General features: G+C 64.6%; 27 protein-coding genes. 24 read left to right on the top strand and 3 right to left on the bottom strand.

The features are described 5' to 3' along the window. Positions 1-165: 165 nt before the first annotated feature. The 13 genes from H6P80_RS01035 (at position 166) to H6P80_RS00975 (ending at position 9,530) form a co-directional block, all read left to right on the top strand. Positions 166-1,026, top strand: coding sequence for a helix-turn-helix domain-containing protein (locus tag H6P80_RS01035; protein ID WP_235973682.1), 861 nt, complete (start codon positions 166-168; stop codon positions 1,024-1,026). 131 nt (positions 1,027-1,157) lie between these two features. Further along, entirely contained in the window at positions 1,158-1,607 is a 450-nt protein-coding gene (locus H6P80_RS01030; RefSeq protein ID WP_185800918.1) for an SUF system Fe-S cluster assembly regulator, read from the top strand. After that, the gene (gene sufB / locus H6P80_RS01025; protein WP_185799500.1) at positions 1,604-3,085 is read left to right on the top strand and encodes a Fe-S cluster assembly protein SufB; all 1,482 of its coding nucleotides are present in this window, start codon (positions 1,604-1,606) and stop codon (positions 3,083-3,085) included. Before H6P80_RS01030 ends, sufB begins: the two co-directional genes overlap by 4 nt. Further along, positions 3,085-3,666, top strand: coding sequence for a hypothetical protein (locus tag H6P80_RS01020; protein ID WP_185799499.1), 582 nt, complete (start codon positions 3,085-3,087; stop codon positions 3,664-3,666). Before sufB ends, H6P80_RS01020 begins: the two co-directional genes overlap by 1 nt. Continuing rightward, a complete protein-coding gene (locus H6P80_RS01015; RefSeq protein ID WP_185799498.1) occupies positions 3,663-4,292 on the top strand; it encodes a hypothetical protein in 630 nt (209 codons plus the stop codon). The genes H6P80_RS01020 and H6P80_RS01015 overlap by 4 nt, the downstream gene beginning before the upstream one ends. Beyond that, positions 4,289-4,486 (top strand): hypothetical protein, encoded by a 198-nt coding sequence (locus H6P80_RS01010; protein ID WP_185799497.1) that lies wholly within the window; start codon positions 4,289-4,291, stop codon positions 4,484-4,486. Before H6P80_RS01015 ends, H6P80_RS01010 begins: the two co-directional genes overlap by 4 nt. Beyond that, a complete protein-coding gene (sufC, locus tag H6P80_RS01005) occupies positions 4,473-5,222 on the top strand; it encodes a Fe-S cluster assembly ATPase SufC (protein WP_185799496.1) in 750 nt (249 codons plus the stop codon). Before H6P80_RS01010 ends, sufC begins: the two co-directional genes overlap by 14 nt. Next, positions 5,219-5,980 carry a SufD family Fe-S cluster assembly protein gene (locus H6P80_RS01000; protein ID WP_185799495.1) on the top strand — a complete coding sequence of 254 codons (762 nt, stop codon included), beginning with the start codon at positions 5,219-5,221 and terminating at the stop codon, positions 5,978-5,980. Before sufC ends, H6P80_RS01000 begins: the two co-directional genes overlap by 4 nt. Further along, positions 5,977-6,384, top strand: coding sequence for a hypothetical protein (locus tag H6P80_RS00995; protein ID WP_185799494.1), 408 nt, complete (start codon positions 5,977-5,979; stop codon positions 6,382-6,384). The genes H6P80_RS01000 and H6P80_RS00995 overlap by 4 nt, the downstream gene beginning before the upstream one ends. After that, positions 6,381-7,592: a cysteine desulfurase gene (locus H6P80_RS00990; RefSeq protein WP_328804910.1), complete on the top strand. Its 1,212-nt coding sequence runs from the start codon at positions 6,381-6,383 to the stop codon at positions 7,590-7,592. The genes H6P80_RS00995 and H6P80_RS00990 overlap by 4 nt, the downstream gene beginning before the upstream one ends. An 8-nt stretch (positions 7,593-7,600) precedes the next feature. Beyond that, positions 7,601-8,170: an SUF system Fe-S cluster assembly protein gene (locus H6P80_RS00985; RefSeq protein WP_185799492.1), complete on the top strand. Its 570-nt coding sequence runs from the start codon at positions 7,601-7,603 to the stop codon at positions 8,168-8,170. Then, complete coding sequence (locus H6P80_RS00980; RefSeq protein ID WP_185799491.1) at positions 8,170-8,523, top strand: HesB/IscA family protein; 354 nt, start codon at positions 8,170-8,172, stop codon at positions 8,521-8,523. The genes H6P80_RS00985 and H6P80_RS00980 overlap by 1 nt, the downstream gene beginning before the upstream one ends. A 32-nt stretch (positions 8,524-8,555) precedes the next feature. Continuing rightward, a complete protein-coding gene (locus H6P80_RS00975; protein WP_185799490.1) occupies positions 8,556-9,530 on the top strand; it encodes a DUF4424 domain-containing protein in 975 nt (324 codons plus the stop codon). A gap of 6 nt (positions 9,531-9,536) precedes the next feature. Here the strand turns inward: H6P80_RS00975 and H6P80_RS00970 are convergent, their stop codons facing one another. Beyond that, positions 9,537-11,849 carry a S8 family peptidase gene (locus H6P80_RS00970; RefSeq protein ID WP_185799489.1) on the bottom strand — a complete coding sequence of 771 codons (2,313 nt, stop codon included), beginning with the start codon at positions 11,847-11,849 and terminating at the stop codon, positions 9,537-9,539. A gap of 136 nt (positions 11,850-11,985) precedes the next feature. Here H6P80_RS00970 and H6P80_RS00965 point away from each other — a divergent pair, with 136 nt between their 5' ends. Both H6P80_RS00965 and dapD read left to right on the top strand, forming a co-directional pair. Further along, entirely contained in the window at positions 11,986-12,654 is a 669-nt protein-coding gene (locus H6P80_RS00965) for a pyrimidine 5'-nucleotidase (RefSeq protein WP_185800917.1), read from the top strand. Next, on the top strand, positions 12,651-13,493 hold the full coding sequence (gene dapD / locus H6P80_RS00960; protein ID WP_185799488.1) for a 2,3,4,5-tetrahydropyridine-2,6-dicarboxylate N-succinyltransferase: 843 nt from the start codon (positions 12,651-12,653) through the stop codon (positions 13,491-13,493). Before H6P80_RS00965 ends, dapD begins: the two co-directional genes overlap by 4 nt. 28 nt (positions 13,494-13,521) lie before the next feature. On the opposite strand, the gene H6P80_RS00955 is transcribed toward dapD, so the two are convergent. After that, positions 13,522-14,106 (bottom strand): TlpA family protein disulfide reductase, encoded by a 585-nt coding sequence (locus H6P80_RS00955; RefSeq protein ID WP_185799487.1) that lies wholly within the window; start codon positions 14,104-14,106, stop codon positions 13,522-13,524. 16 nt (positions 14,107-14,122) lie between these two features. Between H6P80_RS00955 and argH the strand changes: the two genes are divergently transcribed. The 5 genes from argH to H6P80_RS00930 are packed head-to-tail and all read left to right on the top strand — an operon-like array spanning position 14,123 to position 18,731. Continuing rightward, on the top strand, positions 14,123-15,490 hold the full coding sequence (argH, locus tag H6P80_RS00950; protein ID WP_185799486.1) for an argininosuccinate lyase: 1,368 nt from the start codon (positions 14,123-14,125) through the stop codon (positions 15,488-15,490). Beyond that, positions 15,487-15,750, top strand: coding sequence for a hypothetical protein (locus H6P80_RS00945; RefSeq protein ID WP_185799485.1), 264 nt, complete (start codon positions 15,487-15,489; stop codon positions 15,748-15,750). The genes argH and H6P80_RS00945 overlap by 4 nt, the downstream gene beginning before the upstream one ends. A 3-nt stretch (positions 15,751-15,753) precedes the next feature. Further along, positions 15,754-17,016 carry a diaminopimelate decarboxylase gene (lysA, locus tag H6P80_RS00940; protein WP_185799484.1) on the top strand — a complete coding sequence of 421 codons (1,263 nt, stop codon included), beginning with the start codon at positions 15,754-15,756 and terminating at the stop codon, positions 17,014-17,016. A 44-nt stretch (positions 17,017-17,060) separates the two neighbouring features. After that, on the top strand, positions 17,061-17,918 hold the full coding sequence (galU, locus tag H6P80_RS00935; RefSeq protein WP_185799483.1) for a UTP--glucose-1-phosphate uridylyltransferase GalU: 858 nt from the start codon (positions 17,061-17,063) through the stop codon (positions 17,916-17,918). A gap of 30 nt (positions 17,919-17,948) precedes the next feature. Further along, on the top strand, positions 17,949-18,731 hold the full coding sequence (locus H6P80_RS00930; protein ID WP_185799482.1) for a precorrin-2 dehydrogenase/sirohydrochlorin ferrochelatase family protein: 783 nt from the start codon (positions 17,949-17,951) through the stop codon (positions 18,729-18,731). 18 nt (positions 18,732-18,749) lie between these two features. Here the strand turns inward: H6P80_RS00930 and H6P80_RS00925 are convergent, their stop codons facing one another. After that, positions 18,750-19,316 (bottom strand): HNH endonuclease, encoded by a 567-nt coding sequence (locus H6P80_RS00925; RefSeq protein WP_185799481.1) that lies wholly within the window; start codon positions 19,314-19,316, stop codon positions 18,750-18,752. A 188-nt stretch (positions 19,317-19,504) separates the two neighbouring features. Between H6P80_RS00925 and gluQRS the strand changes: the two genes are divergently transcribed. The 4 genes from gluQRS (at position 19,505) to egtB (ending at position 22,862) form a co-directional block, all read left to right on the top strand. Continuing rightward, complete coding sequence (gene gluQRS / locus H6P80_RS00920) at positions 19,505-20,392, top strand: tRNA glutamyl-Q(34) synthetase GluQRS (protein ID WP_185799480.1); 888 nt, start codon at positions 19,505-19,507, stop codon at positions 20,390-20,392. A 67-nt stretch (positions 20,393-20,459) separates the two neighbouring features. Beyond that, positions 20,460-20,684 (top strand): twin transmembrane helix small protein, encoded by a 225-nt coding sequence (locus tag H6P80_RS00915; RefSeq protein WP_185799479.1) that lies wholly within the window; start codon positions 20,460-20,462, stop codon positions 20,682-20,684. Positions 20,685-20,769: 85 nt separating this feature from the next. Next, positions 20,770-21,345 carry a cob(I)yrinic acid a,c-diamide adenosyltransferase gene (locus H6P80_RS00910; RefSeq protein ID WP_185800916.1) on the top strand — a complete coding sequence of 192 codons (576 nt, stop codon included), beginning with the start codon at positions 20,770-20,772 and terminating at the stop codon, positions 21,343-21,345. 206 nt (positions 21,346-21,551) lie between these two features. Continuing rightward, positions 21,552-22,862 (top strand): ergothioneine biosynthesis protein EgtB, encoded by a 1,311-nt coding sequence (gene egtB / locus H6P80_RS00905; protein ID WP_185799478.1) that lies wholly within the window; start codon positions 21,552-21,554, stop codon positions 22,860-22,862. Position 22,863: the final 1 nt, after the last annotated feature.

Here is a 22,863-nt window from a genome sequence, read left to right as displayed (position 1 = left end):
GGTTTGGCCGTTCCGTATCAGGCCCCTGCGACCCGAAGGGACCCAGGTGGGTCCCTACAAAACTGGCGGCCCTCGTCTTTATGGCGGGGGCCGCTTTTTTTATCGGTGAAAATCGTATAAGCTGCCGGGCATAAACGACAAATAACAACATTGTCGGGCCGCAATTTGAACGATTTATCCAAATACTCTTTGGAGTATGCCGCGCCTGCGGACGACCTGAAGGAGCTGGTTTCCTCCTTCTACTGGTTCCGTGCGGATATCGAGGAGACCCAGCAGACCGAACGCGCCGATCGCGCCCAGTTCCGGTTCCTGCTCGAAGGTTCGGGCGGCTATGAATTTTCCGACGGCGTATACATGGATTCGGCCAAGATCACCGTGATCGGGCCGACGACAGGCCCCACTATCGGCCATGTGAAGGGGCCGATTGAGATTTTCGGCGCCGGGTTGCAGCCGGCGGGCTGGGGCACGTTGATGGGCGCGGCCGGCGAGCAATATTCGAACCGGCTGATCGATGCGACCGCGATTTTCGGCAACGGCCTGCTCGATGTGTTCCAGACGATCAAGATGGCCAAGACGATGGAAGAAAAGGTCGCCATCGGCAACGAATTCGCCCGCGCCTTGCTGCGCCGGGCCGAGCCCGCGCCCTTCTGGTTCACCCGGCTCGTCGACAAATGGCTGACGAGCAGTGCTTCGCCCGACATCAACGACCTGATCGAGGAGAGCGGGCTTTCCAAGCGCCAGGTGGAGCGGCTGACCAAGCGTTTCTACGGCGCGCCGCCCAAGCTGCTCGCGCGCAAATACCGGGCGCTGCGTGCCGCGTCGCGAATCGTTCGCCGCGAAGAGGCCGACGGCGAAGCGGTGGAAGATGCGTTCTACGATCAGTCGCACCTGATCCGCGAGATCAAGGAGTTCACCGGGATCACGCCGGGCCAGGCGCGCAAGGCCCCGCCGGAGCTGATCAGGGCGGTTGCCGAACATCGCCGCAAGCTCGCCGGCAAGGTCGATCCGCTGATATCCGACGCCTGACTTCCGGCGTCCGGCTTCCACCCGGAATTCGGCGCGAAGTCTCTGAATCCCCCTTGATTTCGGCGGCTCCGACGCCCAAATGCCCAATCGGAACGAATCGATCCGATTTAACGGACCGGGAATGGAGTATGATGCGGCTTTCGAGCATGGCAGATTATGCGGTCGTGATGATGGGCGCCGCCGCCCGGCATTGCGGCGGGTGCCGGACCAGCGCGACGCAGCTGGCCGAGGAAACCGGGATTCCGCTGCCGACCGCGCAAAAGCTGGTCAGCCTGCTCTCGCGCGGCGGGCTGCTGCAATCGATGCGCGGTGCCGGCGGCGGCATCCAGCTTGCGCGCCCGGCGGCCGCGATCAGCCTTGCCGACATCATCGAAGCCGTCGAAGGCCCGATCGCGATGACGGCGTGCGTCGAACATGGGCGCCATGATTGCGGCCTCGAAAATGCCTGCCAGGTGAAGCCGCATTGGCGCGCCGTCAACGCGGCGGTGCGCGACGCGCTCGACAATGTGAGTCTCGCCAGCCTCGCCGCCATCGCTCCGGTGCCTCACGCCCCCGTCCTGAACGAAGGAGCGGTCGCATGACCGACGATACCCGCACCCGCAACGAAGAAGCCATCGCCGCCGCCGAAAAGGCGGAAACCTATGAATGGGGCTTCTCGTCCGATATCGAGCAGGAATTCGCGCCCAAGGGGCTCAGCGAGGATACCGTCCGCTTCATTTCGGCCAAGAAGAAGGAGCCGGAATGGATGCTGGAATGGCGGCTCAAGGCCTATTCCCGCTGGCTCGAAATGGAGACGCCGGACTGGGCCAAGCTGTCGATCCCGCCGATCGATTATCAGGACGCCTATTATTATGCCGAGCCCAAGGCGAAGGAAAAGCTTGGCAGCCTCGACGAGGTCGATCCCGAAATCCTGCGGGTCTACGAGAAACTCGGCATTCCGATCGAGGAGCAGAAGGTGCTCGCGGGCGTCGAGGGCGCGCGCAAGGTGGCCGTCGACGCGGTGTTCGATTCGGTGTCGGTGGCGACCACCTTCCGCGAGGAACTGTCCAAGGCCGGGGTGATCTTCCTGTCGATCTCCGAAGCGATCCGCGAACATCCCGAACTCGTGAAGAAATGGATCGGCAAGGTCGTGCCGCGCGGCGACAATTATTTCGCCGCGCTCAACTCGGCGGTCTTTTCCGATGGCACCTTCGTCTACATTCCCGAAGGCGTGCGCTGCCCGATGGAACTTTCCACCTATTTCCGGATCAACGCCGAAAATACCGGCCAGTTCGAACGCACTTTGATCGTGGCCGACAAGGGCAGCTACGTCTCCTATCTCGAAGGCTGCACCGCGCCGATGCGCGACGAAAACCAGCTTCACGCCGCCGTGGTCGAGCTGGTCGCGCTCGACGATGCCGAGATCAAGTACAGCACCGTCCAGAACTGGTATCCCGGCGACAAGGACGGCAAGGGCGGCATCTATAATTTCGTCACCAAGCGCGGCCTTTGCCAGGGCAAGAACAGCAAGGTCAGCTGGACGCAGGTGGAAACCGGCAGCGCCGTCACCTGGAAATATCCCAGCTGCGTGCTGTCCGGCGAAAACAGCGTCGGCGAATTTTACTCCGTCGCGCTCACCAACAATTACCAGCAAGCCGATACCGGCACCAAGATGATCCATCTGGGCAAGAACACCCGCTCGACGATCATTTCGAAGGGCATCAGCGCGGGCAAGAGCGACAACACCTATCGCGGCCTCGTCCGCGTCGGCCCGGCGGCCGAAGGCGTGCGCAATTTCACGCAATGCGATTCCCTGCTGCTCGGCGACCAGTGCGGCGCGCACACCGTGCCCTATATCGAGGTGAAGAACCCCTCGGCGCAGATCGAGCATGAGGCGACGACGAGCAAGATTTCGGACGACCAGCTTTTCTACGCGATGCAGCGCGGCCTCGACGAAGAAGAAGCCGTGGCGCTGATCGTCAACGGCTTCGCCAAGGAAGTGCTGCAGCAGCTGCCGATGGAGTTCGCCGTCGAAGCGCAGAAGCTTCTCGGGATCAGTCTCGAGGGGAGCGTTGGGTAATGTCGTTAGAGAACATTATAGTTGTTGAAAAGGACTGGTCGCTTTCAACAGCAGATATTGAACGAAAAGCGAAAGAACTTGGGTACCAGATCAGTATTGCGGACTGCGACCTGAAGACACATAGCGGCTTTCTTCCTGTCAGACACGAAGACATCGATACCGGTTTCGAGTATTATTTTCTCGCAAGGGGTAGTGATGATCTTACGTCGCTTGATTCTCATTTTGCGAATTATAGTGGATGCATGACGGTCACACGCGGTGATTTCCACGAAGCTTCGGTAGCGCTCATATTCCTGAACTCAGTGGCTGATCTGACGAATGGTGCGTACCTTTGCCCGAACTACGATATTCTGAAAAAACCTGGTGAGGTTCGGGGCTATCTCGATAACGAAATATCAGCGTGCCTTTCGGAATGGACGAAGGAAGAGCAAAGAAAATCAGAGCGCGAAGCTAGGCAAGAGCGTCGGCGAAAAGAGCGTGAAGATGCCTCTCGATTGATCGGCGAGGATGATAAGCCAGAACTCCCTGATACCGATAAATCGCGTGGCCTTTTCTCACGCCTATTTGGGCGAAAAAAATGAAAATGCACATTGTACCCGTGGCCGCTTGTACGGTGTTATACCTTTCCGCCCCGATCGCCGCCCAGCCCGCTGAGCCCGAGGCCGACGGCGAGGTGAATCTCGAAGCCGTCGATATGCTGTTCGGCGATCGCGCCGTGACCGGCGGCGATGCGGCGGAAGAGGGCGCTGTTGTTGTCGATGAAGGCGAAGACGCTGCCGAGGATTCCGAAGAGGCGGCCGAAGAGGTCGTCGACGAGGCCATGGAAGAGCGCGAGCCCACCGATCTCGAACGCGCGCTCGCCGGGTATGAGATTTGCGCGTCGGAAGCGGGCGCCGGGCTCGCGCAGCAGGGCTTTTCGCCCGAACAGGCGGGGCGCGAGGCGCTGCTGCGCTGCGGCGGCCAGCGCGCGGCCTATGTGAACGCCTTCTATTTCACCTTGCTGCCCAATTATCCCGACACGCCCGAGGCCGCGGTGCGCGCCAGCGCCGAACGGCTTGCCGCGCAAACCGACGATGCGATCGCGATGCTCGTCGCGCGGGAAATCGCCGAAGCGCCGCCGGCGGCAGAAACCGCTGCCGAAGAAGCGCCGGCCGAGGACGAGGCGATCGAAGCCGATGCGCCGGCGGAAGAGGAGGAAAGCGAATGACCAGCAAGCCGGATTTTTCGCGCCTTCGCGTCAACGAGCGGCTGTTCGCGGCGGGGCTTGAGGAAAAATATCGCGAAGCGGCCGAGCGCGGCGACAGCGAGGCGCTACAGGCGCTGCTCGCACAGGTCGATCTCCGGATCGCGGCCGATGGAACATTTTGGGATTTGAACGGAAATCATCGTGTTGAAGATTGAAAACCTCCACGCCGAAATCGACGGCAAGGAAATACTCAAAGGGCTTAGTCTCGAAATCGGCGCGGGAGAGATCCACGCCGTGATGGGCCCCAATGGCGCGGGCAAGTCGACGCTCGCCTATGTGCTGGGCGGCCGCGCCGGCTATGAAGTGACCAAGGGCAGCGTTTCCTTTGCGGGCGAGGACCTGCTCGCGATGGACCCGCACGAGCGGGCTGCGGCGGGGCTGTTCCTGGGTTTCCAATATCCTGTCGAGATTCCCGGCGTCTCCAACATCCAGTTTCTGCGCTCCGCGGTGAACGCCCAGCGCAAGGCGCGCGGCGACGAGGAACTTTCGGCCGGCGACTTCCTGAAGCTCGCGCGCGAACAGGCTGCCGCGCTGAAGATGGACGCCGAGATGCTGAAGCGCCCCGTCAATGTCGGCTTTTCGGGCGGCGAGAAGAAGCGCAACGAGATGGTGCAGATGGGGATCATCGATCCGACGCTCGCCATTCTCGATGAAACCGATAGCGGCCTCGATATCGATGCGCTGCGCACCGTGGGCGACGGCATCAACACGATCATGAGGAAAGCCGACAAAGGCGTGCTGCTGATCACCCATTATCAGCGCCTGCTCGACGTGGTGAAGCCTGATTTCGTCCACGTCCTCGCGGCCGGTCGGATCGTGAAGACCGGCGGGCCGGAGCTTGCGCTCCAGCTCGAAAGCGAAGGCTATGAAGCGATAGCGGAGGCCGCGTGACCGAACTCGCTACCCTTCCCACCTGGCGCGACGAGGCCTGGCGCTACGCCGATTTCGATGCGCTGAAGGCCGTCTGGCCGGATATCGCCGGGCAGCGCGAGGCCATCTCCGTCGCGCCGGGCGAAACCGAGCGGCGGACCATCGTCCTCGAAACCGCCGACCCCAATGTCGCGGTGAAGACGCTGGCGGTGACCATCGGCAAGGGCGCGCGGTTCGATCTCCACTGCCTCGCCATCGCCGCCGATTACGGGCGGATCGCGGTCGAGGTCGTGCTGGAGGAAGGCGCGCATTTCGAACTGGGCGGCGCGATCCTCGGCATGGGCAGCCAGACCCTGGAGATCGTCACCGAGGTTCGTCACGAGCATCCGAACGCCACCAGCAACCAGGTCGTGCGTTCGGTGCTCGGTGGCAGGGCGACCGGGAGCTTCCTCGGCAAGGTCGCGGTCGCGCGCCACGCGCAGAAGACCGACGCCGCGCAATCGGTGAAGGCGATGCTGCTCGACCGGACGGCGACGGCCAACGCCAAGCCCGAGCTCGAAATCTTCGCCGACGACGTGAAATGCGCCCATGGCGCGACGGTGGGCGAGCTCGACAAGGCGGCGCTCTTCTACATGGCTTCGCGCGGCATCCCGCCCGGCGAAGCGCGGCGGCTGATGATGCAGGCCTTTATCGCCGACGCCTTTGTCTCGATGGCAGACGATGCCGAGCGCGAAGCGATGGAAGCCAAGGCGCTCGCCGCGCTGGAGGCGATGCAATGAGCGTGATGACCGCCGCTATCTTGATCCTCCAGTCCGGTTCCTCGGCGGCACCCGCGCTTCCTTTGCCCGAGGCGTTTCAGGGAATTTGGGATGTAAGCGCGCAGGCGTGCGAAGCGCCCATAAGCGATATGCGGATTGAAATCGACGAAGAGGGCATCGCCTATTGGGAATCGGACGGCAGGCCGATCGAGATTTTCAGCGCCGGCGAACAGGACATTCTGGTCACGTTTGCCATGTCGGGCGAAGGCGAGACATGGCGAGCCCAGAAGCGATTTGTCCTCGACCGGACGGGCGAGCGCCTTTTCGCAGAAACAATGCCGCAACCGGGCGAACCCTTCTACAAAACGATCTGGTTTTACCATCGCTGTCCCGTGGGCACTCCAATGGGATGGGGGGCGCCGTGAGCATAGCACTCGCCCCTTCCCGGCTCGACGTCCGCGCCGATTTCCCCGGGCTGCCCGAGGGCTGGTCCTATCTCGATACGGCCGCGACGGCGCAGAAGCCGCAGGCCGTGATCGATGCGATCGCAGACGCCTATGGCCCGCGCTACGCGACCGTCCATCGCGGCGTCTATGCGCGCTCGGCCGATATGACGATCGCCTATGAAGCGGCGCGCAAGCGGGTCGCCGATTTCCTCGGCGGCGCAGCGGACGAGATCGTCTTCGTGCGCGGCGGGACGGAAGCGATCAATCTCGTTGCGAATAGCTGGGGCAATGGCCATGTCGGCGCCGGCGACCGCATCCTGCTCTCGACCCTCGAACATCATTCGAACATCGTTCCCTGGCAGCTGCTCGCCGAGCGGGTCGGCGCCGAAATCGATGTGCTGCCGCTGACCGAGGACGGGCAGATCGACCTCGATGCCATCGCCGCGATGCTGACCGAGCGGCACAAGCTTGTCGCGCTCGCCCATGTTTCCAACGTGCTGGGCTCGACGCTCGACGCGAAGCGGGCGGCCGACCTCGCCCACGGTGTCGGCGCGAAGCTGCTGCTCGATGGCTGCCAGGCGGTGCCGCGCATGGCGGTCGATGTCGCCGCGATCGATTGCGATTTCTACGCCTTTTCGGGGCATAAGCTCTATGGCCCCACCGGCATCGGCGCGCTCTGGGCGCGGGGCGATATTCTCGCCGAAATGCCGCCCTGGGAAGGCGGCGGATCGATGATCGACAAGGTTTCCTTCGCGGGCACGACCTATGCGCCGCCGCCGCAGCGTTTCGAAGCCGGAACGCCGCATATCGCGGGCGCGCTCGGGCTCCATGCGGCGATCGACTATGTGGCGGCTCTCGGGCTGGACGTAATCCACGCGCATGAGGCGGCGCTCGTCTCCGAGACGCGCGATGCGCTTTCTCAGCTGAACAGCGTGCGGCTGTTCGGGCCGGAGGACTCGGCGGGCATTGTCAGCTTCGCGCTTGAAGGCGTGCATCCGCACGATATCGGCACGATCCTCGACGAAGAGGGGGTGGCGATCCGCGCCGGCCACCATTGCGCCCAGCCGCTGATGGCCCATCTTGGGGTGGAAGCGACCGCGCGGGCGAGTTTCGGGATTTACAACACCAGCGACGATGTCGCGGCCTTGGTCCGCGGTATCGAGCGCGTCAGCCGGATTTTCGGATAGAGGCGATCATGGACAACGAAAGCAAGATCAGGGTCGAACAAGTGGACGCGGTCGAAAAACCGCCGCGCGCCCGGGTGGACAACGCGGTTCAGCATGGCGTCGGCGACGGGGCCGACGATCCGGAACCGGCCCAGGAGCGATCCTATGTCGCCGCGCCTTCGCCCTTCGAAGCGGATGCCGCTGCCGATGCAGAAAGCGCGCGCGACACCCTGGAACGCAAAAAGGACTATCTCGAAGGCTTTCTGGCGAACAAGCCTGCCGATAGCGAAGGCAGCGGAGACCTGCGCGAGGATATCATCGCGGCGATCAAGGAAATCTACGATCCGGAAATCCCGGTCAATATCTACGATCTCGGCCTGATCTACGGCGTCGAGGTAACCGACAATGGCGAAGCGGTGGTGATGATGACCTTGACGACGCCGCATTGCCCGGTCGCCGAATCCATGCCCGGCGAGGTGGAATTGCGCGTCGGCGCGGTGCCCGGCGTCGGCCATGCCGAGGTCAATCTGGTCTGGGACCCGCCCTGGGGCCCGGAAAAGATGACCGACGAAGCGAAACTCGAACTGGGGATGCTGTGATGGCCACCAAAGTCCGCGAGATACCTGCCGCCCTGACGCTGACCGATACCGCCCTGGCGCGGATCGCGGCGCTGATGGAGCGCGCGCCGGAAGGGGCTATCGGCGTGAAGCTCTCGACGCCGCAGCGCGGCTGTTCGGGGCTCGCCTATTCGGTCGATTACGTGACCGAGGCCGATCCGATGGACGAGAAGATCGTCACGCCGGGCGGCGATTTCTATGTCGATGCCGGATCGGTGCTCTACCTGATAGGATCGACGATGGACTGGCAGGAGGACGATTTCACCGCCGGCTTCGTCTTCGACAATCCCAACGCGACGGGAAGCTGCGGTTGCGGCGAAAGTTTCACCGTCTAGGCGGAACGCCCGGCCCGCGATATGATCGGGCGATGAAACAGGCTCTCCTTGCGCTCGCCGGGCTGGCGCTCGCCGTCCCCGCATCCGCCAATGACAGCACCGCCGAAACCGCTGCCGGCGGGCTCGTCCTCACCCAGAGCGACAGCATCGATATGCTTTCGGAGGATCTTTACGTTTCCGCCGAACAGATCCGCGTCCGGTATGTCTTCCGCAACCAGAGCGCGGAGGATGTCCGCACCCTCGTCGCCTTTCCGATGCCGGTTCACGACCTCGCGATCGAGCGCGACGGCGATGTTGCCTTTCCGTCCGATTTCACGACCCGCATCGATGGCGCGGCGGTGCCGATGCAGGTCGAACGCCGGGCCAGCGTCGATGGCAGGGACATCACTCGGCTCCTGGAGGAGACCGGCGTTTCGCTGTCGTCGGATGTGGCCGCCTGGGACTTTGGCAGCCTGCTCGACGCGCTCCCGGAAGAGGCTCAGCAGCGGTTGATCGAAGCCGACGCCGTCGAAGTCCTGGAACATCGCGGCGCGCGCCATCTTCAGCCGATGTGGCAGGTCTCCGAAAACTGGTATTGGCAGCAGCTCTTCCCTGCGGGCGAGGATATCGTCGTCGAGCATAGCTATCATCCGGGCACTGGCGGATCGGTCGATACCGGGCTGATCCATGACGGTTTCGCCGAAAGCGAATGGGGCCAGGCGATGATCGCCGACTATTGCATCGATGCGGACTTTCTCGCCGGCGTCGAGCGGATGCGCGCCAGCGGCCGCTATCTCGCGATCGGCGAACGCGTGCTCACTTATATCCTGACCACGGGCGCCAACTGGCGCGCGCCGATCGGCGATTTCCGGCTCGTCGTCGACAAGGGCGAACCGGAAAATCTCGTCAGCTTCTGCGCCGAGGGCGTGCGCAAGATCGCGCCCACCCGGTTCGAGGTCCGCCACAGGAACTGGCGGCCGGACCGCGACCTGCGCGTGCTGATCCTCGTCCCCTATGCGGACGAATAACCCAGCCTAGAATCCCAGCGTAAAGCGGACCGCCGCGCCCATATCGTCTTGGATCGCGGCATAATGGCCCGGATCGCGGCGATAGAAGAGATGACCGCCCAGCCGTCCGCCGGCGAACGGCCGCGAATAGGTCGTTTCGATATCGACCTGGCGACCCTGCGGCGCGAGGTTGAAGAAGCGGTTCTCATAGCTGGTCGTCAGCGTGGCATAGTCATAGCTTGCCGGCAGCGAGAGGCTGAGACCGCCCGCATAGACGCGCAGCGGCTGCGCGATCCTGAGCGACAGCCGGTCGCCCTGCACAAGCATTCCCCATTTGGTGATATCGGCCGACACCGCATAGCTGCGCAGCGATCCGCCGCGCAGCACGTCGCTACCGCCGCTCATCCGGCTCCAGCCATGGCGGAACTGGGCGCCCAGCATCCAGCCGCCGCCGGCATCGTAGGAGGCGCCGAGATCGGCGAACAGCGTCGATGCGCCCTCGCCGCCGCCCAGCGCCTCGCCGAAACGCGCGCCGAGAAAGGTTTCGTCCTCGGCGAGATAGCTGATGCCGGCATCGATGCGCAGCCCGCCCCATTGGCGGTCGAAGGCCATTCCGAACGCCGCATAGCGCGATCGCCGCCATTCCTCGCGGGCGAGGAGATGATCGGGATCGTGCGGCGAGAGCGCGTCGCCCCGCTCGGCATAGAAGGTCAGGCCGGTGCCCGCCATATCGCGGCGCACGGCGAAGCTGGTTTCGGGGCGGCTGGCAAAGCCGGTATCGCCCGCGGCATCCTGCGCGACGAGGAAAGCGGGCCGATAGCGGCCCTCCAGCTGCGCGCCGACGCTGTCGCCGCTTTGCGAAAAGGCAAAGGCGATGCGGGTCGAACCGTCGATTTGCGCGGCGATCATGCCGGCGGCGATCCGGGCGCGTTCGGCGTCCTCGCCGCGCAACCTGAGCCGGGCGACGCGGGCGCCGTCGGCGCGGGCATCGACGGTGAAGGCGAGCACGGCACGCTCGCCCGCCGGGGTCGCGAAGCTGCCGCCCTCATTGACTTCCAGCGCGTTCGCCAGATGCCGTTGCGGCGCGGTACGCTGCACGGTTCCGGCAAGATCGACGGTGAAGGCGCGGTCAAAGCTGTCGAGCACGATCGCGCCCATGCCGGTCTGGGTCGCATCGCCCATCGGCGTGGACAGGGTGACGTTGGTCGCAAGGCTCACCGGTTGCTGGCTGCCGGCGAGGCTCGTCTGGCCCTGCGGCTGGAAGGCCTCGAACAGGTCGAGAATGCCCTGGCCGTAGATCGCGTCGTCGCCGGCCACGCCGCCATCGCGTGCGCTCCGGAACAGGAGCTGGACAATCTCGTCGCCCGAAAGATTGGGGAAGGCCTGGGCAAGCAACGCCACCGCCGCCGCAATCTGCGGCGCGGAATAGCTGGTGCCGCTATAGAGGAAGTTGGCGCCGGTCTCGTCGAAACTGCGCACCCGGTTGCCGAGCGCGGCGAGGTAGAATTGCTGGCCGGAACCCGCGCGGTTGGAAAAATCGCTGATCTCGTCGTTGGCGTTGACCGATCCGGCGATGATGACATGCCCGTTGGCTTCTGCCGTCAATGCGACGAGCGCCAGCGAATCCGGATCACTGCCTTCGGGCGTGTCGCCCTCATTGCCGGCCGAGATCACGATCACGATGCCGGCATCGGCGGCACGGCGGACGGCATTGCGCAGCGAGGAGGTGAAACCGCCTCCGCCCAGCGAGATGTTGATCGCACGCGCGCCATTCTGCCGCGCGATGTCGATCGCCTGGGCGATGTCGCCGGTATTGTGCATGCAGCCGCCATCGTCGGGATCGGTGTTCGTGCAGGAGCCCGGCTCGTCGGTGCGAAGCACGAGCAGCCGCGAATCGAAGGCCATGCCGACAACGTCCGAATTGTTGCGGTTGGCGGCGATGACCGCGCTCACCGAAGTGCCGTGCCCGCCGATATCGTCGATCCCGCGATTGCCGGCGACGTCCCGGGAGGCCGGGTGGATGCGGCCGACAAATTCGTCGCTATCCTCGTCGATGCCGCTGTCGATGACGGCGACCGTGATGCCGTCGCCGGTGATGCCCTCGTCATAGGCCGCCGTCGCATTGGCATGGGCGATGCCGTCCGAATTGGCGAATTCCATCGTGTTGTAGTTCACGGTCGCGGGCGGCGGCGGGGGAGGCGGTGGCGCGGGCGGGTTCGGCACCGAAGCCGGCGGCGAGGGCGTGGAGCTGACAGCGCCTCCGCCGCCTCCGCAGGCCGAAACGATCAGGCAAAGGGGAATACTGCTCGCTATCAGGAAGCGGGACTTATGGCGCGTCATCAATTTACCCTGGCTGCGACGCCACCCCGTGACGTCCCAATCGCATAGCGCGCCCTGCCGAAGCGTTAAGGTCCACGATGAAAAAAGGATTGAGCCTTTACGGCGCGGGGTCGTGCCGATTAGGTGCGCCTCGACCATGCCGCCCGCCCTTTCGCATATCGCTTGCTGGATCTTCGATCTGGATAACACGCTCTACCCGTCGAGCGCGCGGTTATTCGACCAGATCGACGTGAAAATGGGGGCATATATCGCGCGCCTGCTCGATGTGGACCGGGCCGAGGCGCGGCGAATCCAGAAAGGCTATTTTCATTCGCACGGCACGACGCTGTCCGGCCTGATGGAGACCCACGGCGTGGAGCCGTCGCATTTTCTCGATTATGTGCACGATATCGACCTGGAGGTGATTGCCGAAGATCGCGCGCTGGTCGCGGCGATCGCCGCGCTGCCCGGCCGCAAGCTCGTCTTCACCAACGGCGATACGCCCTATGCGCAGCGCGTTCTCGATCGGCTCGGCCTCGGCGCCAGTTTCGAAACGATTCACGATATCCACGCCTGCGGCTATGTGCCCAAGCCCGATCCGCGCAGCTATGCGGCGATGTGCCGCACACTCGATATTAAGCCTGAACGCGCACTGTTCGTTGAGGACATGGCGCGCAATCTGGAGCCGGCAAAAGCGCTGGGGATGACAACGGTGTGGGTGAACAACGGTTCGGAGCAGGCTTCGCACGAAGCCCATTCCCGCTATATCGACATAGAAATAGAAGCGGTGACGCCCTGGCTCACCGGATTATCGGAGGTCGCATGAACGTATCGCAGCTCGAACAGATCATAGAAAAAGGCTGGGACCGGCGCGAAAGCGTCTCCCCCGCCACGCAGGGCGAGCTTCGCGATGCGATCGAGGAATCGATCCAGCTTCTCGATAGCGGGGCCGCGCGGGTGGCGACGAAGGCGGGGGCCGGCTGGGTCGTCCATCAATGGCTGAAAAAGGCCGTTCTGCTCTCTTTCGCGCTCAACGACATGCAGATCATCCAGGGCTCCAACGGCGGCGGCAACTGGTGGGACAAGGTGCCCAGCAAGTTCGCCGATTGGGGCGAGGAAGAATTTCGCGCCGCTGGTTTCCGGGCCGTGCCCGGATCGATCGTTCGCCGCGGCGCACATGTCGCGAAGAATGCCGTGCTGATGCCGAGCTTCGTCAATATCGGTGCCTATGTCGGCGAGGGAACGATGGTCGACACATGGGCTTCGGTGGGCAGCTGCGCGCAGGTCGGCGCGAATTGCCACATTTCGGCGGGCGCCGGAATCGGCGGCGTGCTGGAACCGCTGCAGGCCAACCCGACGATCATCGAGGATAATTGCTTCATCGGCGCGCGTTCGGAAGTCGTCGAAGGCGTCATCGTCGAGGAAGGCTCGGTGCTCGGCATGGGGGTGTTCATCACCGGATCGACGAAGATCGTCGATCGCTATACCGGCGAAACCTTCGTCGGACGGGTCCCCGCCTATTCGGTCGTCGTCGCGGGCTCCACGCCCAACCGCGAGACCGTCGACGGCGCGCAGGCGCCCAGCCTGTATTGCGCGGTGATCATCAAGCGTGTCGACGAACGCACCCGTTCGAAAACCAGCGTCAACGATCTGCTGCGGGGATAGCGGCTCAGGGCGCCGCGCCGCGGGATCGTCAATCGCCGATTGCGCCCGATATCAGCGTTTCCGCGCGCTCGCCGGACCAGTCCATCCCGCCATAGACGCGAAACAGCTCGGCGCCGTCCTCGTCATAGAGGATGGTGATCGGCAGGCTGTCGCTTTCGAGTGCCGACAGCATCGCATTGTCTTCGTCGAGCCAGGGTTCGAGATGACGGAAGCTGTTTTCCGCGAAGAAGGGCGCGACCACGGCGGAACCCTGAAAATCCTGGCTGACCGTCAGCACCTTGAGGCTCCCTTCCCGGCGCTCCGCCAGCGCGTCGAGTGTCGGCATTTCACGGATGCAGGGCGCACACCAGGTCGCCCAGAGATTGACGAGCAGCGGCCGGCCTTCGAAATCGGAAAGGCGGATCTCCTGCCCCGCTTCGCTTGTAAAGGCGAGATCGGGAGCCGCCGTCCCGCGATAGTCGATAACCACCCGGCCCATCGTCTCGGTGCCTTCGAGGCTCGGCTGCCCGGAAACGGCGTCTTGCGAGGCATCGCGGCTTTCCCTATCGCAAGCCGCGAAGAGCAGCGCGGAGCCAAGGAGACAGGCGATTACTGGGCCGGATAAAGGGCGCACGGGTAACTCCAACCAGATGTGGGGCGGGCGCTTCGGCGAAGGCCCGGCCGCGGTGATGCGCGAGATAAATGCCTCGATCCCGTTCGACAAGCGATTGTGGCGCCAGGATCTCGCCGCGAGCCGCGCCCATGTCGTCATGCTCGCCGCGCAGGGCATCATCAACGGCGAGGATGCGCAGGCGATCGCCGACGGTCTCGAACAGGTCGCCGCCGAATATGAAAAGAACGGGGTTCCCGAAGATCTCGATCTCGAAGACATCCATATGCATGTCGAGAGCCGGCTTGCCGAACTGATCGGGCCAGTCGCCGGAAGGCTGCACACGGCGCGCTCGCGCAACGACCAGGTGGCGACCGATTTCAGGCTCTGGGTGCGCGATGCGATCGATGCCGTCGATGCCGGGCTCGCGGCGTTCCAGAAGGCGCTGGTCGCGCGGGCCGAGGAGCAGGCCGATACGATCATGCCGGGCTTCACCCATTTGCAGTCCGCCCAGCCGGTCACGCTCGGCCATCACCTGATGGCCTATTACGAGATGGCGAAGCGCGATCGCAGCCGTTTCGCCGATGCGCGCGCGCGCCTGAACCAATGCCCGCTCGGCAGCGCCGCGCTCGCCGGCACCGGCTTCCCGATCGACCGCGCGGCCACCGCCAGGGCATTGCATTTCGACGGCCCGACCGCGAACTCGCTCGACAGCGTGTCGGATCGCGATTTCGCGCTCGACTATCTGATGGCGGCCACCCAGTGCGCGCTGCACCTTTCGCGGCTCGCCGAGGAAATCGTCATTTGGGCCAGCCAGCCCTATGGCTTCGCGATCCTGCCCGACGATTATTCGACCGGCAGCTCGATCATGCCGCAAAAGCGCAACCCCGATGCCGCCGAGCTCGTGCGTGGCCATTCCGGCCGGATCGCAGGCTGCATGACGGCGCTGGTGATGACGATGAAGGGCCTGCCGCTCGCCTATGCGAAGGATATGCAGGACGACAAGCCGCCGGTGTTCGAGGCGCACGACCTGCTCGCCCTTTCGATCGCGGCGATGACCGGGATGGTGGAAACCATGGGCTTTTCGACCGGGCGGATGCGGGCGCTCGCGGAATCGGGCTTTTCGACGGCGACCGATCTCGCCGACTGGCTGGTCCGCGAGGCGAATGTGCCGTTCCGCGAGGCGCACCATATCGTCGGCAGTGCGGTAAAAATGGCCGAGGACCAGGGCATGCTGCTCGCCGAGCTTTCGCTCGCGGATCTCAAGGGCATCGACGAACGCATCGGCGAGGGCGTGTTCGGCGTGCTCTCGGTAGACGCTTCGGTGGCGAGCCGCGCGAGCCATGGCGGCACCGCGCCCGATCAGGTCCGCGCCCGTATCGCCGAAGCGAAAGAATCGCTAGGATGAGCCGGATGCCGAATCCCGTTCTCTCCGCTGCGTTCCTCCTCGCGCCCGCGCTCGTCCTGACTGCGTGCGGCGGCCGCGAGCCGCTCCAGCCCGCCCAGGGCGAGAGCATGCCCGTCGCCCCGGCGATGGCGCGCGCGACGCCGACGACCGACGAATTGCTGGAGCCGACGACCCAGCAGCGGCCCGAGCGCGTCGACGAACTGCTTCGCCGTTCCGAGGAACGCGAGGACGACCCCTTCGATCTGCCGCCGCCGGGCTAGGCCATGGACCATTTCGAAATCCGAGACGGCGCGATGTTCGCCGAAGACGTGCCGCTTGCGACCATCGCCGAGGAGGTCGGCACCCCGGTCTATGTCTATTCGCGCGCGACGCTGGAGCGCCATGCCCGCGTCTTCCGCGAGGCGCTGTCGGGCCTGCCGCGAATCCACATCGCCTTTGCGATCAAGGCCAATCCCAATCTCGCGGTGCTGCGCGTGCTGGCGCGCGAGGGCTTTGGCGGCGATATCGTTTCGATCGGCGAAATGAAGCGGGCGCTGGCGGCCGGCATGAAGGCGGCCGATATCGTCTTTTCCGGCGTCGGCAAGACCCGCCCCGAGCTGCGCGAAGCGCTCGAGGCCGGCATCGGCCAGTTCAATATCGAGCTGGAGCAGGAGGGCGTCGCCATCGCCGAGATCGCCCGGGAAATGGGCAAGACCGCGACCGCCGTGCTGCGCGTCAATCCGGATGTCGATGCCGGCACCCATGCCAAGATCTCGACCGGCATGAAGGAAAACAAGTTCGGCGTGCCGATCGACGAGGCGCCGCCCATTTTCGCGCGGCTCGCGGCGCTGGACGGGCTCGCGATGCGCGGCCTCGCCCTTCATATCGGCAGCCAGATTTTCGACCTTGCGCCCATCGAGCGGGCCTATGCCAAGGTCGGCGCGCTCGTCATGCAACTGCGTGCGGCGGGCTTCGAGATCGATCGTGTCGATCTCGGCGGCGGCCTCGGCGTGCCCTATGAACGCGACAAGGTTCCGCCCTCGCCGGCCGTCTATGGCGAGATGGTCGCGCGGGTGACGAAAGACTGGGACGTCACGCTGATGTTCGAGCCCGGACGCGTCATCGCCGGCAATGCCGGCATCCTGCTGACGCGCGTCATCTGGGTGAAGCCGGGCGTCCTGCGCCCCTATGTCATCGTGGATGCGGCGATGAACGATCTGGCGCGCCCGGCCATGTACGATGCCTGGCACGATTTCGAGGCGGTGAGGCCCGGTGGCGAACGCATGATCGCCAATATCGCCGGGCCGGTCTGCGAGAGCGGCGATACCTTCGCCATGGGCCGGGATATCGACACGGTGCAGGCCGGCGACCTTGCCGTTTTCCGCACCGCCGGCGCCTATGGCGCGACCATGGCCAGCACCTATAACAGCCGCGCGCTGGTGCCCGAGGTGATGGTCGACGGCGACAAATTCGCGATCGTCGCCGAGCGGGTCATGCCCGAAGCGCTGATCGCCGCCGAGCATGTGCCGGATTTTTTGAAGGATTGAATTTTCCGCTGCTCGGCGCAAACCGAATGTCGAAGGAAAATAGCATGAAGCCCGTCCGCAAAGCCGTCTTTCCCGTCGGGGGTCTTGGCACCCGCTTTCTTCCGGCGACAAAGGCCATTCCCAAGGAAATGCTGCCGGTCGTCGATAGGCCGCTGATCCAGTATGCGGTGGACGAGGCGCGCGAGGCGGGAATCGAGGAGATGATCTTCGTCACCGGTCGCGGCAAATCGGCGATCGAGGACCATTTCGATATCGCCTATGAGCTGGAAACCACGATGGGCGAACGCGGCAAGGATACCGGCGTGATCGCCGGCACCCGCTTCGAGCCCGGCAATGTCGCCTATGTCCGCCAGCAGGAGCCGCTCGGCCTTGGCCATGCGATATGGTGCGCGCGGCATTTCGTGGCCGACGAGCCCTTCGCGATCTTCCTTGCCGACGAACTGATGGTGGGCGAGCCGGGCTGCATGAAGCAGATGGTCGAAGCCTATGGGACGACCGGCGGCAATATCGTGTGCGGCTATGAAGTGCCCGAGGACCAGACGCACAGCTACGGCATCGTCGACCCGGGCGCGGAGGATGGCGCGTTGGTCGAGGTGAAGGGGCTGGTGGAAAAGCCTGCGCCCGGCACCGCGCCGTCCAACCTGATGATCCCGGGCCGCTATATCCTCCAGCCCGAAGTGATGCGGGTGCTCGAGGATCAGGAAGCGGGCGCGGGCGGGGAGATTCAGCTGACCGACGCGATGGCCCGGATGATCGGCACCCAGCCTTTCCACGCCTACCGCTTCGCCGGCCGCCGCTTCGATTGCGGCTCCAAGGCCGGCTTCATCTCCGCCAATATCGCCCTTGCGCTCGATCACCCCGATATCGCCGATGAGGTGCGGGCGTTCATCGCGACGCTTTAGGCGCGGCCAAGGCCTTGCTATAGACACGCCATGCAAACGCTCCCCCTCTTCTTCCGGCTGACCGGAAAATCCGTCATCCTGCTCGGCACGGGCGAGGCCGCCGAGGCGAAAGCCCGGCTGCTCGAACGCGTCGGCGCCGAAATTGTCGGCGAGGACGCCGAAGTCGCACTCGCCATCGTCGCGATCGAGGACGATGCCGAGGCGCAGGCCGCGGTCGAGCGGCTGAAGGCGCGCGGCATCCTCGTCAACGCGGTGGACCGGCCCGATCTGTGCGACTTCATGGTTCCCGCCATCGTCGATCGCGATCCGGTGATCGTCGCCATCGGCACCGGCGGCGCGTCCGCCGGGCTCGCCAAGGCGCTGCGGCAGCGGCTGGAGCAGCTGCTGCCTGCGCGGCTCGGCGCGCTCGCCCGGCGGCTGAAGGACAAGAAGGAAGCGATGCGCGAACGCTGGCCCGATGGCGCGGTGCGGCGTCTCGCGATCGACGAGGCGCTGTCGGAGGGCGGGCGGCTCGATCCGCTGGCGCCGCATGCGCCGGTCGATGTCGACGAATGGATCGTCGAGGACAGCGCCGGCCCGTCGCGCCATGACCAGTTCGAAATCGTCCAGCTGCGCTCGGCCGACCCGCATGATCTCACCATCGGCGAAATGCTGCTGCTGGGCCGCGCGGACCGTATCTTCCTTGCGCCCGGCGTTCCCGAATCGATCGCCAACCGCGCCCGCGCCGATGCCGAACGGATCAGGGCCAGCGGGCTTCCCGATAATCCGGGCGCCGGACTGTCGGTCTATATCACCGTCTCGCCGGTCGAGTGATCGGGCCGCCGCGGCGCCCTATTCCTCCAGCTCGATGTCCCAATAGAGCCAGTCGTGCCAGCTTTCGTGGAGATAGTTGGGCGGGAACAGCTTGCCATGCTGCTGCAGGTGCCAGGTGGTCGGGCGTACCGGGGTAACGGCGAGCTGCATGCGCGCCTGTTTCGGCGTCCGTCCGCCCTTTTTGAGATTGCACGGCGCGCAGGCGGTGGCGACATTCTGCCAGCTGGTCTTGCCGCCCAGCCGGCGCGGCACGACATGATCGAAGGTCAGTTCTTTCGGGCTGCCGCAATATTGGCAGGAAAAACGATCGCGCAGGAACAGGTTGAACCGGGTGAAGGCCGGATATTCCGAGGGACGCACATATTGCTTGAGCGCGATGACGCTCGGGATCTTCATCGTCAGCGAAGCCGAATGGACTTCGCGCTCATAGCTTTCGACGACATTGATGCGATCGAGGAAGAAAGCCTTGATCGCCGTCTGCCAGGGCCACAGGCTGAGCGGGTAATAGGATAGCGGCGTATAATCGGCGTTGAGCACCAGGGCCGGGCAGCTATCGGGATGCCGGATAAGATCGGGGTGATACATGAACCGAAAACGCCTCCAGTTTCGCGGATATCCGCAAAGCTGGTTCCCCCGGCCTGTCGCACTCAGGACGAAAGAGACCGGCATGCGGGTCTCCTCCTGTCGCCACGCCCATAGACAGATTAACGTGACGCGATGATGACAACACCAGCAGCGACTCGTGGTCAAGAGCGGTTTTCAGGATTTTACACATGAATGAGTCCGTCACGACACGTTTTGCACCGAGCCCGACCGGACGGCTGCACCTCGGCCATGCCTATTCGGCGATCCGCGCGCATGATTTCGCGCGGGAAAATGGCGGGCGTTTCCTGCTGCGTTTCGAGGATATCGATCCAGGCCGGGTGCGCCCCGAATATTACGACGCGATCGAAGAGGATCTCGCCTGGCTGGGGCTGGAATGGGACGGCGAGCCGGTGCGCCAGTCCCGCCGCCTGCCGCTCTACGAAGACACGCTCGAAACGCTCAAGATGCGCGGGCTCGTCTATCCCTGCTTCTGCACGCGCAAGGAAATTGCGGCCGAGATCGCGGCGAGCGCATCGGCGCCGCACCCCCCTCCATCGGGCCCCGACGGCGCTCTCTATCCCGGTACCTGCCGGCATCTGAGCGAGGCCGAACGCCAGCGGCGCATGGCGCGCGAGCCCCATGGCTGGCGCCTCGATATGGGCGAAGCGGCGGCGCTGGCCGGTCCGCTCTCCTGGGAGGATGCGGAGGCGGGGCTGGTCGAAGCGACCCCGGAGATCCATGGCGATGTCGTGCTGGCGCGCAAGGATGCGCCGACCTCCTATCATCTCGCCGTTACCGTCGACGATGCGGCGCAGGGGATCAGCGACGTCGTGCGCGGCAGGGACCTGTTCGAGGCGACCCATGTCCACCGGCTGCTGCAGGCGCTGCTCGGGCGGCCCACGCCGCGCTATCATCATCATGCGCTGATCGCGGACGGGGAGGGGAAACGGCTCGCCAAGCGCGACGATGCGCGCTCGCTGCTGGCGTTGCGCGAGGCAGGCATCGAGGGCGGGGAGGTTGCCGCGGCGCTGCGCGCCGATCCGCCGGATATCTCGATATTGTCACCCGCCGATTGAGCCCGCCGATCAAGGCGATTGAAAACATTATGCTGGATTTAGCGCCGCCGCGCCCTACATTGCCGGCATGCAGATATTCCTCATCATCCTGCTCGTTGCGGCCATGGCGGCCACGCTATTCTTCCTGGTTCGCGGGATCGTCCAGTTCCTGAAGACCACCGAGGAGGACCTGCTCGGTGACGGGCCGAACCGCTCGGGCCAGCTCCAGAACAAGGCGATGCAGGGGCGTATCGCGATGCAGGCGATCGCGGTCGTGATCGTGCTGCTGTTGCTGCTCCTGATGGGGCGTTGAGTTTGTCAGAATCTCGCTATCGCGAGATCGCCGCGTGGGGGAGAGGGCCCGTGCCGCGCCTGAGCATCGCGAAGGCCTGACGATCATGGTCAGGCTCAACAAGATCTACACGCGCACCGGGGACGGCGGAGAGACCGGCCTCGTCGATGGCTCGCGCGTTTCCAAGGCGGCCCCGCTGATGGCGGCGATCGGCGATGTCGACGAGGCGAACAGCGCGATCGGCGTCGCGCTGGGCGATATCACGGACGAAGGATTTCGCGCGATGCTGGGCCGGATCCAGAACGAATTGTTCGATCTCGGCGCCGATCTTGCGACCCCGGCCGGGGAAAGCGGTTTCGAGCCGTCCGAAATGGTCTTGCGGATCACCGCCGATCAGGTCGCCCGGCTGGAAAGCGAAATCGATGCGATGAACCAAGGGCTGGAGCCGCTGACGAGCTTCATCCTTCCAGGCGGCGACAAGGGCGCGGCGGCGATCATGCTGGCCCGCGCCGTTGCGCGCCGGGCCGAACGCGCGGCGGTCGCGGCCGCCGAAGTGGCTGCGCTCAATCCGCTGGCGCTCGCATATATCAACCGTCTCTCCGATCACCTCTTCGTCCTCGCCCGCGCGATCAACGCGGGCGCCGGGGGCGACGTGCTGTGGAAGCCGGGCGCGACGCGTTGAGCTGTGCCTGCAAAGGGCATTTGCGAATCGCTGTGTTCGTGTTATGTTCTTTCGCGTAACCGCCGAATAGGATCGCGCGAACGCATTATTGTGTTTCGCGCCTGCGCGATGTTCGAGACGTTCCGGCGAGAAAGCGGGAAGCCGAAAACTTTTCGGCGCTGCCGGTTGACCCCACCGGCCCGGATGAGGATGCTTAGGAGCTATTCATGGCGACACGCGTAAATCCCCACCCCCTTTCCACCCGGTCCGGCGACTGGCTGGCAAGCCGCTTCGCCGAGGTGCGCGGGCTGACGGGCGCGCTCGCCGCGCCGCTTTCCGACGCCGATGCGACCGCCCAGTCGATGACCGACGCCTCGCCCGCCAAATGGCATCTCGCCCATGTGACGTGGTTTTTCGAAACCTTCGTGCTGCGCGATCATGTCGAGGGCTATGAACTGTTCGACGCCGACTGGCCGTTCCTCTTCAACAGCTATTATGAGGCGGAGGGCGAACGCCATGCCCGGCCGCGGCGCGGGATGATCACCCGGCCGTCGCTCGATGAAGTGCTCGCCTATCGCCGCCATGTCGACACGGCGCTGGCGGCGGCGCTGCCCGGCCTGGGTGAGCGGGCGCGCGAACTGACCGAACTCGGCCTTCATCACGAACAGCAGCACCAGGAGCTGCTGCTGATGGATATCCAGCATCTCTTCGCGGAAAACCCACTCGAACCGGCAATGTTCGATGCCGCTTCCGCGTCGCCCGGCGAAGCGCCCGGCGCGATTCAATGGATCGAGGGCCGGGTCGGCGAGACCGCGATCGGATCGAACGGGCTCAGAGATGGCCCGGAAAACGGCGGCGCCTTCGCCTTCGATTGCGAAGGGCCGGTCCACAAAATCTATCTCAACCCGCATGCGCTGGCCGATCGGCTGATCACCAATGGCGAATGGATAGAGTTCATCGAAGCCGGCGGCTATCGCAGCCACGAAAACTGGCTGATGGAAGGTTGGGACTGGATCCAGAAAAACCGGATCGAGGCGCCGCTCTATTGGCGCAAGGAGCCGAACGGACGCTGGTACCGTTTCGGCCTTGCCGGCAAGCAGCCGATCGATCTCTCGGCGCCGGTCTGTCACATCAGCTATTATGAAGCCGATGCCTATGCCAACTGGACGGGCTTTCGCCTGCCCACAGAGGGCGAGTGGGAAAATGCCGCGCGCGATCTCGATCCTGCCGGGGGCAACCAGCTTGACGGCGCGGGCGAGGTGCGGCCGCGCCCGGCCAGCGCATCGGGCGACGGCTTGAAGCAGATGTTCGGCGATTGCTGGGAATGGACGGCCAGCGCCTATCTGCCGCATCCGGGCTTTCGCACGGCCGAAGGCGCGGTCGGCGAATATAACGGCAAGTTCATGGTCGGGCAGTATGTCCTCAAGGGCGCGTGCTGCGCGACGCCGCGCGGCCATAGCCGGGCCAGCTACCGCAATTTCTTCTATCCGCATATGCGCTGGCAGTTCGCCGGGCTGAGACTGGCGAGAGACCTCTGAT

Source organism: Parasphingopyxis marina (assembly GCF_014237875.1).
Classification (GTDB): domain Bacteria; phylum Pseudomonadota; class Alphaproteobacteria; order Sphingomonadales; family Sphingomonadaceae; genus Parasphingopyxis; species Parasphingopyxis marina.
Note: the sequence above shows the minus strand (reverse complement) of the source record. Positions and strands in the feature narration are given on the sequence as shown.

Bases quoted from the DNA above. Each gene is read 5' to 3' on its own strand.
- gluQRS (WP_185799480.1), top strand. From the start codon at position 19,505: ATGAATGAGTCCGTCACGACACGTTTTGCACCGAGCCCGACCGGACGG.
- H6P80_RS00970 (WP_185799489.1), bottom strand. From the start codon at position 11,849: ATGACGCGCCATAAGTCCCGCTTCCTGATAGCGAGCAGTATTCCCCTT.
- H6P80_RS00925 (WP_185799481.1), bottom strand. From the start codon at position 19,316: ATGTATCACCCCGATCTTATCCGGCATCCCGATAGCTGCCCGGCCCTG.
- H6P80_RS00945 (WP_185799485.1), top strand. From the start codon at position 15,487: ATGAGCCGGATGCCGAATCCCGTTCTCTCCGCTGCGTTCCTCCTCGCG.
- H6P80_RS00975 (WP_185799490.1), top strand. From the start codon at position 8,556: ATGAAACAGGCTCTCCTTGCGCTCGCCGGGCTGGCGCTCGCCGTCCCC.
- dapD (WP_185799488.1), top strand. From the start codon at position 12,651: ATGAACGTATCGCAGCTCGAACAGATCATAGAAAAAGGCTGGGACCGG.
- H6P80_RS00965 (WP_185800917.1), top strand. From the start codon at position 11,986: ATGCCGCCCGCCCTTTCGCATATCGCTTGCTGGATCTTCGATCTGGAT.
- H6P80_RS00995 (WP_185799494.1), top strand. From the start codon at position 5,977: ATGAGCGTGATGACCGCCGCTATCTTGATCCTCCAGTCCGGTTCCTCG.
- H6P80_RS00980 (WP_185799491.1), top strand. From the start codon at position 8,170: ATGGCCACCAAAGTCCGCGAGATACCTGCCGCCCTGACGCTGACCGAT.
- sufB (WP_185799500.1), top strand. From the start codon at position 1,604: ATGACCGACGATACCCGCACCCGCAACGAAGAAGCCATCGCCGCCGCC.
- H6P80_RS01010 (WP_185799497.1), top strand. From the start codon at position 4,289: ATGACCAGCAAGCCGGATTTTTCGCGCCTTCGCGTCAACGAGCGGCTG.
- H6P80_RS00930 (WP_185799482.1), top strand. From the start codon at position 17,949: ATGCAAACGCTCCCCCTCTTCTTCCGGCTGACCGGAAAATCCGTCATC.
- H6P80_RS00915 (WP_185799479.1), top strand. From the start codon at position 20,460: ATGCAGATATTCCTCATCATCCTGCTCGTTGCGGCCATGGCGGCCACG.
- galU (WP_185799483.1), top strand. From the start codon at position 17,061: ATGAAGCCCGTCCGCAAAGCCGTCTTTCCCGTCGGGGGTCTTGGCACC.
- argH (WP_185799486.1), top strand. From the start codon at position 14,123: ATGTGGGGCGGGCGCTTCGGCGAAGGCCCGGCCGCGGTGATGCGCGAG.
- egtB (WP_185799478.1), top strand. From the start codon at position 21,552: ATGGCGACACGCGTAAATCCCCACCCCCTTTCCACCCGGTCCGGCGAC.
- H6P80_RS01030 (WP_185800918.1), top strand. From the start codon at position 1,158: ATGCGGCTTTCGAGCATGGCAGATTATGCGGTCGTGATGATGGGCGCC.
- H6P80_RS01020 (WP_185799499.1), top strand. From the start codon at position 3,085: ATGTCGTTAGAGAACATTATAGTTGTTGAAAAGGACTGGTCGCTTTCA.
- lysA (WP_185799484.1), top strand. From the start codon at position 15,754: ATGGACCATTTCGAAATCCGAGACGGCGCGATGTTCGCCGAAGACGTG.
- H6P80_RS01015 (WP_185799498.1), top strand. From the start codon at position 3,663: ATGAAAATGCACATTGTACCCGTGGCCGCTTGTACGGTGTTATACCTT.
- H6P80_RS00910 (WP_185800916.1), top strand. From the start codon at position 20,770: ATGGTCAGGCTCAACAAGATCTACACGCGCACCGGGGACGGCGGAGAG.
- H6P80_RS00985 (WP_185799492.1), top strand. From the start codon at position 7,601: ATGGACAACGAAAGCAAGATCAGGGTCGAACAAGTGGACGCGGTCGAA.